This window comes from Streptomyces sp. NPDC002520 (assembly GCF_053595235.1).
On the sequence record NZ_JBSFXG010000019.1, the window covers coordinates 95,881 to 109,999 of the forward strand.

Below are 14,119 nucleotides of genomic sequence, written 5' to 3' on the forward strand. Positions count from 1 at the left end.
CAGCCAGCGCATTCGCAAGGAACGCCGAATAGTCCGGATCCTGGCTCAGCCCGCGAATATCGACGAGCACAACCATCATTGCGGCATACGCCACCCCGGTTTTACCGAATGCCCGGTATTCAGCCCCTTCCAATTGAGTGAAGGAGCGACGATCGAGTTCCGGGTCGATGAGTGCGACAAGGCCCCGCACTTTGATGTCGCCGCGCAGCTCTCTGCGCCCGGTCGGAGGCAGAGGCACCGGCGTGGCGTCGACAGCGGCACGGATTACCTTGTCGTGGAAGCCTTCCTCTGCCATTTTCTCCGTCACGCGGAGATCAGCCAACGCATCCGCAAGGAACGTGGAATAGCGCGGATCCTGGCCCAGGTCTTGGATTTGGACGAGTATGGCATTGATCGCCGCATACGCCACCCCGTCCGCGCCCGACGGCTTCGCACCCAGTCCTCTCTCCCAGTCGGACACAGATGCCCCAGAGAGTCCCGGGCGGATGAGGCGGGCGAGGGTCTGCTGTGAGATTGAGATGCCTTCGCGCAGGTCCTTGAGTCCGGTCTCGGGGAGAGGTACCGCCCCGGCCGTCGCGATCAGCTTGGCGTCGACTGCGACTTGAATTACCTTCTCGCGGAAGCCTTCCTCTGCCATTTTCTCCGTCACGCGGAGATCAGCCAACGCATCCGCAAGGAACGTGGAATAGCGCGGATCCTGGCCCAGGTCTTGGATATCGACGAGTATGGCATTGATCGCCGCATACGCCACCCCGTCCGGGCCCGACGGCTTCGCACCCTGTCCTCTCTCCCAGTCGGACACAACGCGCTGAAGGAATCCCGGGCGGATGAGTGTGGCGAGGGCCTGCTGTGAGATAGCACCGTGCAGCTCTCTGCGCCCGGTTGGGGGGAGAGGCACTGGCGCGGTCGGCGCGGTCGGCGCGGTCGGCGGTATCGGCGCGATCAGGTTGGCGTCGACTGCGAGTTTAATTACCTTGTCGCGGAAGCCTTCCTCTGCCATTTTCTCCGTCACGCGGAGATCAGCCAACGCATCCGCAAGGAACGCGGAATAGCGCGGATCACCGCTCACCCCCCGGATATCGACGAATATGGCATTGATCGCCGCATACGCCACCCCGTCCGGGCCCGACGGCTCCGCACCCAGTCCTCTCTCCCAGAGGGACACAGAGCCCTGAGGGAATCCCCGGCGGATGAGGCGGGCGAGGTCCTTGTACTTAATGGTGCCGCGCAGGTAATCGAGTCCGGCCGGGGGGAGAGGCACCGGTGCGTTGCGAGTGGCTTCGCTGGAGGTTTGTGGTGCGTCGAGAGGGGAGTCGGTGGGGTAGGTGCCGCGGGTCCCGCCGTGGGTCCTGGGGAGTCCGCTGCCGCTGGCCGTCGGCTCCATGCGGGGGGTGAGGTCGTCGACGGCCTGCGGATGTGTGTCCCGGGGATCGGACGCACTCTGCGCGCTGGTCGGCACGGGCAGGGGCTGTGGGTCGGGGTGTGAAAGATCGGTGTGCTCATCGCTCTGGCTCCGCACGGACTCCTGGGGCGCGGACAAGGTGTCTCCCGGGGGCAGGAGACCGGCGGGGGCAGGGGCGGTTCCGGCGTCCGCCTGCGGCGGGACGGGCGTCGGCCGAGTGCCGTCTGCGAGCGCCCGCAGCATCACGTTCACCGGGTGATTCCTACCGGCCGCGGAGGAGGTGTCCTGGGCCAGCAGGAAGACCGCGTACTCGTGCATGGCCACGGTGGTGAGCGGCCGGCCGGCGAACTGCGGGTCCGCCGTGCGCCGGCTCTCCAGCTTCGCGTACAGCCTCAGCAGATTCGAGCGGACGGCCTCTTGGTCCTCGATGTCGACCCCGTGGACGTGCCGCACCAGACGGACCAGGCGGAGCGCGGTCTCTACGTCGGGGATCCGATGCGTGCCCATCAGCTGGTGCAGCTGGGCCTGGTCGGGTTCCGGTCGCCGTTCGATCCACCGTGGGTCGGGGACATCGCTGCGGAGGCTCAGGGACGGGTCGCGGAGGTCTCCGCCAGGCGATCGCCTCCGGTGGGTGAGTCTCACCTGGGCGTTCGAGGCGTATACCCGGCGACCGAGGTCGTTGGCGAGCTGCCCGCCGACGGTGAGGTGGGTGAGCGGATCCTCACCGGGGGGCAGGAGCTCGGCGTTGCACACGAGAAGTGCGACCGGGTCGGCCGGCGGTCGTCCGGACAGACTTGGCCGGCGGCGCAGCACCTGCCCGAAGTTGACGCGGTCGAGCGGGAGTTCGTCGCCGTCGATGTGCCGTACGTGCACCGTCTGGTTGCTGCCGTGGGCACTGAAGAAGTACGGCTGCTCGCCACGCTGCGCCCAGGGCAGCGGGACGTCGGAGCGCACGACCGCGTCAGCCGCGGCATTGAGGACGTGGTGGGTGCGCCAGGAGTTCAGCGATTGGAAGGAGCGCTCGGACCGTGCCCAGATGTCCGGGGCCAGCGAGGCGCGGCCGATCGGGTGTCCGTCGCCGTCCACGATGGGTTCGCTGATCAGCCCGTCGGACTGGCTGGTCGCACCGGGGAACAGATAGCTGTCGCCGACGTCGGACCTGACCCACACTCCGGCCGGCAGGTTCCGGCGGTCGTCACGGTGCGCCCCGAAGTGCTGACGGGCGACGTCCTCGCCGTCCGCGTGCGCCTGGATCACCTCACGCCGGAAGAGCGTGCTCGTGTACGACCAGGTGGGCCTGCCCACGGCGTTCGCGACCGCGCGCGGGGCCACCATCGGGCCGCTTCCCGTGCCGGATCCGGCGAGCACCACATGCACCCCGTCGGGCCGGTCCGCCAGCAGTGGATCACGGGCCAGCAACTGCGCCAGTTCCTGGTCGCCCAGGTAGTAGTCGGTGCCCGCGTGGTGCAGCACGGGGCCGGACGGGTCGCGTCGCAGCAGGACGGGGTAGGCGGTGCCACCCGCGCGGACCCACGGCGCGGGCGTCAGCACGTCGAGCTCGATCCGGTCGGGGGCGGGGTCGGGGACCAGTACCGAGCCGGTGATCAGCTCGCCCCGGCTCGTCGCGGGGTCGTGGAGATCCCAGTCGCGGCCGGGTCGGCCGTGGGCGTCGTGGAAGACGGAGTCCTCGCCGAGCAGCGGCGCCAGGTGGTGGAGGGACAGGTCGCGCAGGGACGTCAACTCGTCCGCCTGGTCCGAATCGAGAATCTCTTCGACGAGGTCGAGCACCGCGATGCGGTGGGATTCGTCGACTGTGCTGCCGGGCGGCAGGTGCAGTACGGCGCCGGCCACCAGGTCCAGGTCCAGCGGACCTCGGAACTCCCGCCGCCACAAGCCCTCCAGAGCGGCCACCACCTCGGCCTCGCCCGTCGAGTCCGAACCCTCGGACGGGGAGAGGCCGTCACCGGGCGGAACGGGGGGGGCCGAGGGACCGGCGAGTCCACCAGGGGCCGGCTGCCCCTGCCCATGGGAGACGCCGGCGAACCTGCGGAGGGCCGCTCGAACGGCCGACGCGGCCTGCTCGAAACTCGACCGGACCCGGGAAGCGGGGACGGATTGCAGGGCGTCCAGCCCCTGCTGGAGTGTCATGTGGAGCGCATTCAGCCGGCGACCGACCTCCGGCGACAGGGGTTCGGCGCGCCCGGCATGGGCGGCGACCTTCTTGGCCAGCAGGGCTTTGTCGAGGGCGGGCAGAACCTGATACCTGTTGCCCTCGGCGTCGTTCAGCGTCAGGTTGCCTGTGCGTTCGAAGACCTCCGCGATCTGGACGACCAGGGGATGCTGGAGAACGTCCGCGGCCCATTCGGGGGCGAGCCTCAGGCGTGTGGCCTGTTCGTAGGCGTCGACGGCGAGTTCACTGATCTCCTCGAAAACCCCTTGGAGGACGGGGTCCGTCAGGTACCGGCGGTCCTGGCCGAGGCCGGGCACGTCGGGGTCCGCGTTGTAGTCGCGCAGTTCGATGAGGGCCAGCGGGTGGGTGATGCGCCCGCCGTTGTCATCCAGATCGGGGTAGTCCTCCATCCCGAGCATGGCGTGCTGGGTGACCGCGGCGCCGGAGCGGGCAGAGCCGATCAGGGCCGTCTCCAGGTAGTCCCTCGTGGATATCGTCCCCTCTTTCCATCGCTCCTCCAGGATGTGCTCCGTGCCGCCCGCAGGATCGGCGGCGTCCCCGAGGAACTCGTCCATGAGAGCGCGCACTCGGTTCTCGAACAAGGCCGTGATGTCGCCCTCGCGATCCACCAGGAAGTCCTTGACCTCTTCCTCCAGTGAACCGCGCAGGACATCGAGGGGTGTCCGGGACGCGGCCGGGACCACGTTCTTCGCCAGCACCTTGAACCCGTTCCTCTTCCACATGGGAAGCGCGGCGACATGGTTGAAGACCAGCCATGCGTAGCCGTGCAGTGCGTCCAGGCCGACGAGATCGGTCAGGAACAGCGCCTCGTTCGGCGTCACCTCCCGTTCGAGCAGCCGCTGCGCGTACTCCGCTGCCAGACGGTCCGCGAAGTCACGTCCCGCATCGATCAGCACACCCAACCACGGGTTGTTCAGGTGGGAACGCGCCAGCTCGAGCAGGGGGTCGAGTCCGGCGGCGGGAACGCCGACGGTGAACTGGGTGTAGGCGGCATGGCCCGCTCCCGAGACAGACGGAAGAACCTCGACGGGCGCCTCGTACTCGATCTCCCAGCCGTCCTCCTCGGTCAGGAGCTCCGACAGAAGGAACGAGTGACCTTCCCGGTCCGTTCTCTCCAGGAGCCGGCGTGTGCGCATGTGCTGCTCGAACCCGTCCTCCCCGTCCACCCACCCGGCGTCCTCCTCCAGCACCGCCAGGGGCGAGGTGACCAGCTCGGCGATCAGACGCACTTCCGACCGCGGTTCTCCCCCCGCTTCGGCTGCCTGGTCCCGCGTCAGGTACAGCTTGTCGTCCTGGCCGCGGAAGAACTCGCGTTCGTCGGTGACGATCTCGAACCCGGTGCCAGGGTGCCTGGCCACAACCTTCTTGGGAAGAAGTCCTTCCGCGACGAGTATGTATTCGAGCTCGGCTTCCCAGCCGATCTTGCCCAATTGGTGACTGAGGGCAGGGTCGACGAGCGCGTGTTCCGGTGAGGCGGATTCGATGTGGTCGGGGAGGGCGTGGGCCGCGACCCTGGCGGTGGCGTCGACGATGACCGCGCGCGCCTCGGACGGCGCGATGGGCGGCGGGACGTCACTGACCCGGGAGGCTTGAACGTCGACCCAGACGACCCTCGTCTTCGCCTTGCCGTCGTCACCGGCGGGGTTCTCGCCGGTGTCGCCGACGGGAAGCGCGTACGCGGCGAACGCGTGTCCCATGCGGTCGAGGCGCCGGGCGAGAACGAACGCGACGCTGCCAGGACCGGTCTTCACGACCGCGGTCTCCACCGTTCCCCAGGAGCCGACTCGTTTCCAGCCTTCGCCGAGAGCCAAGGGGCCTTCCTGCGGACGCACATCCAGCACGCTGTCGTCCACGCCACGACCGGCGGGGGCGACGCCCTCCGGGAACAGCCTGTTCCGCAGCGAGTGCAGCAGGACCAGACATTCCTGCGCCGACATGTCGTCCGCGGACAGCCGTGCCGCCGGCCCGGAATCGTCCCGGTCGCGCGTTCCCGCGCCGCTCTGTCCCTGGTGAGCGGCCAGAACATCCGCGACCGCCCGCTCCAGGTCCTGCCGGTCCAGCACGCGGCGTACGCGCGGCCCCACCTTCCGCCGCACTTCCTCCGCGATCTCCGCTTGTCTGTGAGCGGTCTGCAGGAAGTGGTCGCGTTCGGGGTGGGTGATGCCGTCGTCGGACCCGGTCTCGCTCGGAGACAGGAGACGTGGCCGTTGGGCAGGGTTCGGCTCGATGCCGCGAGCCGCCATCTGCGCCTGCGTCGGCACCTGCTCAGCGGTGACGGGAGGGGCGGAGCTCAGCCGGTCCTTCAGCCGCGCGGGTACGCCGAGATCCTCGTCATCCTCCTCTACGAGGGCGTAATCAACCGCAGGGTCGCCCTCATCCCGCCACGCCTCCACCGTGGAATACAGCTGCCCCAGCCGCGACTCAACGGCATCCAGATCCGCCTGCGTGCTCGCCCACTCCAGCGCCTCGACCTGCTCGGCGATCGCCTCCTGCAGGTGGATCCGGCGCACGGCGGAGTCGGTGGGGACGAGCTCCGTCACGGTGCCGTTCAACGTACCGAAGGCCGCGCCAAGCCGCTCGGCCCGCTCCATGAAGGCCTGCTCCCCGAGGGACCCGGGCTGTGGGGGGGCGACGCGGATCCACTCGGCGTCCGCTTCGGTGCGGACGCGGGCGATCCCGTCGGCGCCTGCCTCCAGGCGTGACGGCGTGGCGGCGACCCATACCGGTGTGCGCATCCGATGGGACAGGTGGTCGGCGAGGTCCTGCCAGCCGTCCTCGCCCCCCGCTCCGACCAGGACGAATGCCTCCGGGACCACTCCGGCTTCGCGGTCGAGTCGGAGGATTTCCGCGATGAGGTCCGCCGCCTGGTCGGGGGCGTACGGCTCCGCGATCCCCTCCGGGCCGCGGAGCAGCAAGGCGCCGCCGTCGGCCTCGACGAGGAGGAAGCGCACCCGGTCGGCCGCCCAGGGCGCCGGAGCGGACTCGGACACTCCGTCCGCTGCCGGGTGCAGGTACCGGGTTTCCACCTGGGTTCCCACTAGCTCGTGGTCGTCCGGGCGCAGGTCGGTCAGGGCTTCGGCGGCGGGCAGGTTCAACTCGGCCGGCCTGGTGGCAAGTTCGGGGAGCGGCGCGGGGGCCTGCGCGGAGGTGAACGCCTCAGGCGGCGCGAAGAGGAGATTCTCGTCCCGGGCGTCCCGGTCACGTATCCAGTCCGTCGGGGACATCTCAGGAACCGGAACCGGACCGGCAACAGCAAGAGACTCGGAGAGCGAGGCGGGGACGGACTCGGGAGGAGACGCAGAGGCCGGATCCTGGTGCACCGGGGTCTGCTCCGGCCGGGGCACCGGGCCCAGCTCGGCCGCCAGGTCATCGGGTTCGCCGCTCATGAGCGCGCCGATCGCGGGGCTCGGCGGGAGCGCCACGTTCTCGGGATCCGGCTGCTCCTGGGAGCGGAGGCCGGAGCCTGAGGCGCCCGGGGTGGACATGCCCTCGTACGCCGGGTCGGTGTCCGGACGCGAGCCGCCCCCGCCGGGTTTCTGGCCCACGGGCAGATCGCGGAGCACCTCGTCCGGCATCCAGGCGGGATCGGATGCCACGGCCGGCCACCGGTCGCGGTTGTCGCGCTCCTCGTCGGTGGGCAGGTTCGGCTCGGTCGGCGCGGCGACCGGTTCCGAGGTCGGCGCGTCGGACGTCCGCTGCGCCTGCCCCGTGTCCGACTCCGTGTCGCTGTCGCTGTCCGGGCCCGACTGCCAGGCACCCGGCATCAGGCCGCGCAGGCCGCGTGACGGGGGCTGCGCCCCCACGAGGGGCTCGGTAATGACCACCGGTTCGAGCGCGAGGAGCTGCTCGGCCCGTTCCTCGGGCGCGAAGAAGGTGAGGGCGTCCTGCTCCACCGTGACCTGGACACCGGCCCCGGTTCCGTCCGACCGCTCCAGACCGATGTGCCAACGGCCCCGCCCCACGGACAGGTGGGTGTACCTGCGCTGGGACGAGTCGGCCAGTTCCTCGCCCAGGGTGCCCATCGACTTGTCGCCGCTCTCCAGCATGCTGGAGAGACCCCCGCCACTCTGACCGGTCCCCCGGCCCCGCCCGACGTCCACACCGACACCGGGCCGCAGGACATCCGGACCCTCCGTGGCCATACCGGAACGCAGCGATGCCGAACCCGTCAGACGCAAAGCGGCATCGACCGCGCCACCGACCGAGCGGTGCGAACGCCGGAAGTCCTTCACGATGCTGCCGGTGATGGTCCCCGCACCCTCGCCATGCGTCGACGTAACACTCAAGTCGTCGTGGTCCAGGGACAGGACAAGAGTGAGCCCCTCGTTGATGAACATGCCAGGGACGGTCAGCGGGACGCGGAGCGTGCCGCCGCCCAGCAGGTGAACGGCCCGCTGATGCATGAAGGCCATGCTGAACACGGCGGCCAGACGGCTCTCCACGTGGGCGCGGGCACCGTGCCAGCTGTTGCCGCCCAGCGCCGGAGACGCGTTCTCCTCCAGCAGGTTCTCCGCCTGGGCCAAAAGTGCGCGCAGTCCGCCGATGGTGCCGATGAACGACTCGGTCAAGTCCTCAGGGACAGGCCGCAGACCGGTGCGCGCCGGGGCCTCGTGCGCGGGGATCGCCTGCGGCCTGCGCCGGCCGGGGCCCGTGGGAGGTTCGGGCTGCATCAACTGCTGCGAATGCGCCAGCGTCAGCCCCCTGCGCAAATTCGCATCGACGAGTTGGTGCCGGGTGTGCTTGCCGACCAGGGAGAGCACCGGACCGATCACACCGGTCGACGCGGTCGCCCCCCAGTAGTGGTCGAGGGAGATCCTGACTCGGATGTCATAGGCCACCAGGGCGGGGGTGTCCACGTGCAGCAGACCGGAGCTGCGCGTCTGACCGAGAGAGGAACCCAGGGAGCGTCCCTGCCCGTAGGCGGCACCGAAACCGACACCACCACCCCCGTCCACCACGGGCTGGGTCGGGTCGTGCAACGCGTGCCCGTAGTTCCAGCCGACGTTGCCGGAATGCGACCAGGAAGAGGACGCCGAGTACGACACGTCCTCCCGGCGCACGTTCTTGCCCTCGATGACGTGAAGAGTGTCCGCGTCACCCGTGTGGACGGGGTTGGACAGGTCGACCCGGGCCGTGACCACGGCCAGCGCCGTGGACACAGCACCCCGGTAGGGCACCACGATCCGGAACACACCCGAAGCCATCGGCTCCATCGCGGCCTTGGTGCCCTGCCGGGTGGCCAAAGCAGCACGCAGACGCGTCAGCACAAGCTCAGCGTGATCGGCATCCAGCTGCCGGAAAAGCGTTCTCCGGGTCCGCTCAACCACCGGCGTGAAGTCAGGAATGTCATAGAGCACCGCATGGCCCAGACCATCGGCTGGGTGAGTCGTGGGGAACAGGCCATCGGTCGTGATGGAGGGCACCTCGGGGAGCCGCGAGGGCCCCGGCACGGCCGCCTGAGCCCTCTCGGCCGCGCGCTCGTGGCCCCGTGCACGCATCCGCTGCGCGCGCCCGGCCGGCATCACGAGCAGGGCGTGGGCGTTGTTGATCGTGCGGTTGGCCGTGCGCTCCCCGTAGGTACGCGCGGTGGCCGGATCGGCCCCCAGCGGTACGGGGCTGCGGGAGGACAGCGTGGCGACGAGCCGGTACTCCATCTGGGCGTAGATGTGCTCCTGGTCACCGAGGACGATGTCGACCCGGTCACTCTGACCCTCGGCACTCACCGTCAGAGTGCGCGGCGCTCCCATTCCGTAGCGGTAACCGGCCGTCGGAGTATGCGAGTTGTCCGTGGCCGCGTTCCGCTCCTCGGCCGTACCACCATAATCCTCCGGGCGCGGGTCGGAGGTGAACGAGGCGTTCGCACCGACAGACCCACTCCAGCTGATCAGGTCACGGGTGGCGCTGTCTCTCACCGAGGCCGTCGTCAGAGTGTGGTCGTACTGGTAGGAGGTCTGGCTCACACCCCTGGTCGTCATCTTCTTCACGGTCGCCCGGAGTTGGAGTTCGAGCCGGACCGGCATACCGAAAGTGTCCCGGCCGACCGTGCGGGTCCAGAAGGGGCGGCTGGCGCCGATGAAGTCCTCGACACGCGAGCCCATCGCGTTCAGCGCCGTATGCAGACCGACCCGTTCCGAAGGCTCCAGATCCACATCCAGCTCGGCAAGGAGTCCGTCCACCTCGGTGTGCATCCGGCTGGTGTCCGCCATGAACAGGGTGTGCAACGGCGGACGTTCGTTCTCACCCGGCTCGTAGACGAGCTCCTGCCAGCTCGGGTCGAGTTCCCGGCTGGCCATCCGCGTGTCCGGGTCCAGGTGCGAGCGCATACCGACCGAGTCGTGCCACCGCCCGTCCGGCCCCAACTCCTCCAAAAGGTCGTCGGCAACCATCAGACGCACCTTCAGCATGACCGGCGCGAGGACGTCCTCACCGACCCGGCCCTCCTCCGCCGCGTCCAGGTCCGCCCCCTGCGTCGGCTCGCCGGTCGTGGACGGGATCGTCGTCAGCTCGATGACGTTGCCGCCGTCCATGACAGCCACGGGCGGCTGAGTCGCCACGGGCGCGGGCCGGCCGGACCGGGACACCGTGACATGGACGTCGACCGCACCCTCGAAACCCGCCATGAACCGCGACCCGCCACCCGACGCGCCCCCCACGGAGAACCCGCCGCCCGTGGTCGAAACCCAACCGGTCCCCACCCGCGGCGCGATACGGCCACCCGCACCACGGAACGTGAACTGGTCAGGAGTCGAGCTGTAGTTCAACGGAACATCGAAACCGCCCTCCAGAGAGGACGCGGTGGACCGGTCGCCCTGAAGCTCGTAGAAACCGCCGTAATACGTCTCACTGTTGCCGTCCCACATCCCCCGATGCGTGAAGTCGTCCGGATCCAGGGTGCCGGACAGAGTCAGAACCACCTCCTGCGGACCCGTCAGCCCGGGCCTGCTCAGCACAACGGAAATCCCGCCATTGACGATGTCGTGCAACCGCGCCGCCAGCGGCTCGGGACGCACCAGGTTGGTGATCGTCATGAGGTTGGTGTGCTCATGCGCCTTCACCCCACGCACCGGGGCAGCCTGCGGGTTCCCCCCGTCCAAGTCCGGCGGCAGCATGTCCGGCGCCACCGCACGCACCGCACGCACCACCCGCTCCATCAGACGCCCCGCATCACCGTGATCCACAGAGTCGACCCGGCTCAACTGCGGCAGCCAGCCGTCCAGCACCGGAGCGAAACGCAACCGCCGACCCGGAGAAGTACGGGCATGCAGTTCGACATTCCCCGCATGCGGCCCGTCCACAGTGGCCCGGGGAGCGAATCGACCGTCCACCAGCCCCAGCCGTATCGCGTCCTGCAGAAGGATCCGCACCCGGGCCGTGCCCTCCACGGGCACCGCCGGGCCACGGCCCCGGACCGTGGTGAGGGTGCGTCCCTCGAGCACCACGGTCGGCTCTTCCAGCTTGACCTTGTGCAAGGTCACCGAACCCGCCTGCTGCCCCGGATCCGACACCCCCACCGAACGACTGCCCCCCAACGCCGGAACAGAGACAGTCGACCCGAACTGCCCCGCACCCGTACCCAACAACGCCGCCGCGGACAACGACACAGCATCACTGCCACTGTGACGGTGAGCGACGTTGTCGACGTTCACATCCTCAGTATCGATATGGATCATCCAGTCGACCCGAGGCGTGCCATCCTCCTCGGTCACCAGCTTCACGTCGTGGAAGTCGGTGCTCAGCTCGACGGACTCGACCACCCCGCCACCGGTGTTGAACGGAACGGACAGATAGCCGCCCGCCATGGCCCGATGCAGGGCACCCGCGATCGAATGAACAGCCGTGAACGCATCGACCGCACTCTTCTCCGGCGTCCCCACCCGCGACATCGAATCGGGCAGCACAGAGAACACAGCCCGGCGCAACGCCTCAGTGTGATCGAAAGACTCAACCACCGAAGTACGAGGAACACGCAGCGGGATGTCCCGCTGGTTCGGGGCCACCTCCGTGACGGCCGGATCCGTGCCGTCCCCTTCCTCCTGCTCAACCGGCCGCCACTCCTGATAGGCCGTGGTGTCCCGGGCGGCGAGCGCCCGGTGCTGCCCCAAAGTCCCCACAGCTTTGCGGAGCAGGGCGGTGCCCCTGCGGGACGGCGGCACGGGTTCCTGCCACCACTCGGAGGTCGCGTGTGTGACGTCTTCCGACGGCTTGGGCCGGCTCTGCAGCAACCGCCGGTCGTGCCGGCCCACCAACGCCCGCTCCACAACATCCTGGTGCTGCCTCGGCGCCACCGACCCGCCCACACCCTGAACGGTCACGTCATACAGCACGTCATACAGGAAATCGACAGCCCGATAAGTGCCCTTCGTATAGCGGGCCGTGGTCGCACCCGAGGAGACCGTACTCGTCGACGACGCGCTGTAACCGGCCAGCACCGAACTGAACACCGCAGCCGCCGAACTGAGATGCGGAATCGCATCGAGCGTGTGATTGAGCAGCATCGCAGCAGGCAACCCAATGCCATGAGCCCGGGTCCGGCTGCTCCCCACCGACTCACCCGACTCAAGAAGCTGACGAGTACGCGGCTCCCGCTTCCAGGACACCGTCGGCGCCAGGAACTGTTCGGTTCCGGGAAGACGACGACCATGCGGATCAGTGACCTGACGCCAGTCACCCACCCGCACCCGGACAGCCGCCTCAAAATACCTGCCGTCCACATGCAGACCCAGAACGAGACGGTCACCGATCGCCTGCGGCAACTCACTGATGAAACTCTCCACCGAGAACCGCTCATCCAGCGCCCGCCGCACACCCTCACGCACACCCACGGGGACCGCCCGCACAATCGCCCCACGAATCTCCCCGTAAAGACGCCCATCAGGCAGATCGAACGTACCCGCCCCCCCGTACTGCCTCAGACTCGCGGAGGTGAACGCCTCAGGCGGCGCGAAGAGGAGATTCTCGTCCCGGGCGTCCCGGTCACGTATCCAGTCCGTCGGGGACATATCACGAACCGGAACCGGACCGACAACAGCAAGCGGGTCGGAGAGCGAAGCCGGGAGAGACGCGTTCCCGGGATCCGGCTGCTCCTGGGAGCGGAGGCCGGAGCCCGAAGCCCCCGGGGTGGACATGCCCTCGTACGCCGAGCCGGTGCCCTGCAGCGAGCCGCCCTTGCGGGGGCTCTGGCCCACGGGCAGGTCGTGGAGCGCCTCGTGCAGGGCCGTGAGGAGGGCGGTTCCCCGGGCGGGCGGCTCGCCCTTGTCAGGGTTCCGGGAGCCGTGGTGGTCGAGGAGGGCCAGCGTCTCACGCGGAGTCTCGTACAGGGCCGCGGCGGTCAGCACCGCCGCCTCACGCTGCGCGACCTGTTCTTCCTCCGTCTCCGCCCAGGGCAGCGCGAGGAGTCTGGAAGCGTCGCCCAACTGCTCCTGCCAGGAGTCGGGAAGCTCACGGCGCAGCCGGGCGAGAGCTGCCACGGCCTGCGGGCTCAGCTCGTCCGCTCCCTCGAACTCCGCCTCCTCGTCGGCCGCATCCCGCTCTACGTCAGCGCCGGACTCTTCGGTGCCGGACTCGTCTGTGGACCGGCGCTTGCCGAGGGACTTCTCGGAGGGCGGCCGGGACAGGCCGTCCTGCCCGGCCCCGTCGGTCAGGGCCGACAGCAGGTCGTCGACGGTCTCGTCGACCATCCGGCCCTCGCTGTCGAGCCGGATCAGCATGTGCAGACCGGCGGGGACGTCGAAGCGCAACGCTCCCCCGACGGTGACGGTGAGGTCCGCCTCCAGTCCGCCGTAGACGGCCTGGGAGACCGCGTTGGTCTCCTCCGTACGGCTCTGCCCGCCGGAGGTGTCCTCGCCGACCGTCCGGCCGTAGGAGCCCACGAGCCGCTCGAAGAGGCGTACGCCGTCCGAGTCGCCGCCGCCGTCGGGCCCCAGGGTGGTCTCCACGCCGGAAGAGGAGTGGGTGGAGGCCTCGGCGGCGCTGTCGGCCTGCTGGTAGCGCCGGGCCGTGAGGTCGGTACCCTCCGACGGCCCGAAGGGCCGGACGCGGGAGAGTTCGAAGCGGACCGTCCGGGTGGTGTTCCCCACGGGGACCTCGTAGCTGCCGCGCAGCAGGTCCTCCAGCCGAGGCCGCATCACCTCGGCACTGGTGGCGTGCGCGTACCGCAGACCGGCCATCGTCGTCAGCTCGGACGGGGTCGGCCCGGACTCCTCGTCCGCCGCGATCCTGGCGAGGTCGGGGCGCCGGCCCACGGGTGCGGGGGCGTACCTCGCCCACTGGCGCACGGCGTGGGCCGCGGGCATGTCGAGCGGAATGACGTGCTCCGCGAGCAGGTCGGCGATGTCGACGGCCGTCCGGGCCGGGGTCTGGCCGGCGCCCGCCGGTGCCGGACCGACCCAGCGCGGGTTGTCGCCCTTGGGCCGGTGGATCAGCGGCGGCGGCGCCGCGGCCGTATGCGGATTCGGCTCGGTGAACCGCGTGGGGACCAGGATGCGCATCGAGCCTTCGGTGGTCCCGGACCGGTGCCATTCCGCGTA

1 protein-coding gene (cut by both window edges) is annotated in these 14,119 nt (G+C 69.5%); it reads right to left on the reverse strand.

The whole window is internal to a scabin-related ADP-ribosyltransferase gene (locus ACWD5D_RS25460; protein WP_451375051.1) on the reverse strand: the coding sequence, 69,549 nt in all, runs 24,209 nt past the left edge and 31,221 nt past the right edge, and what appears here is coding positions 31,222–45,340 (codon 10,408, complete, through codon 15,114, partial); reading right to left, the first codon wholly in view occupies positions 14,117 to 14,119. Both the start codon and the stop codon lie outside the window.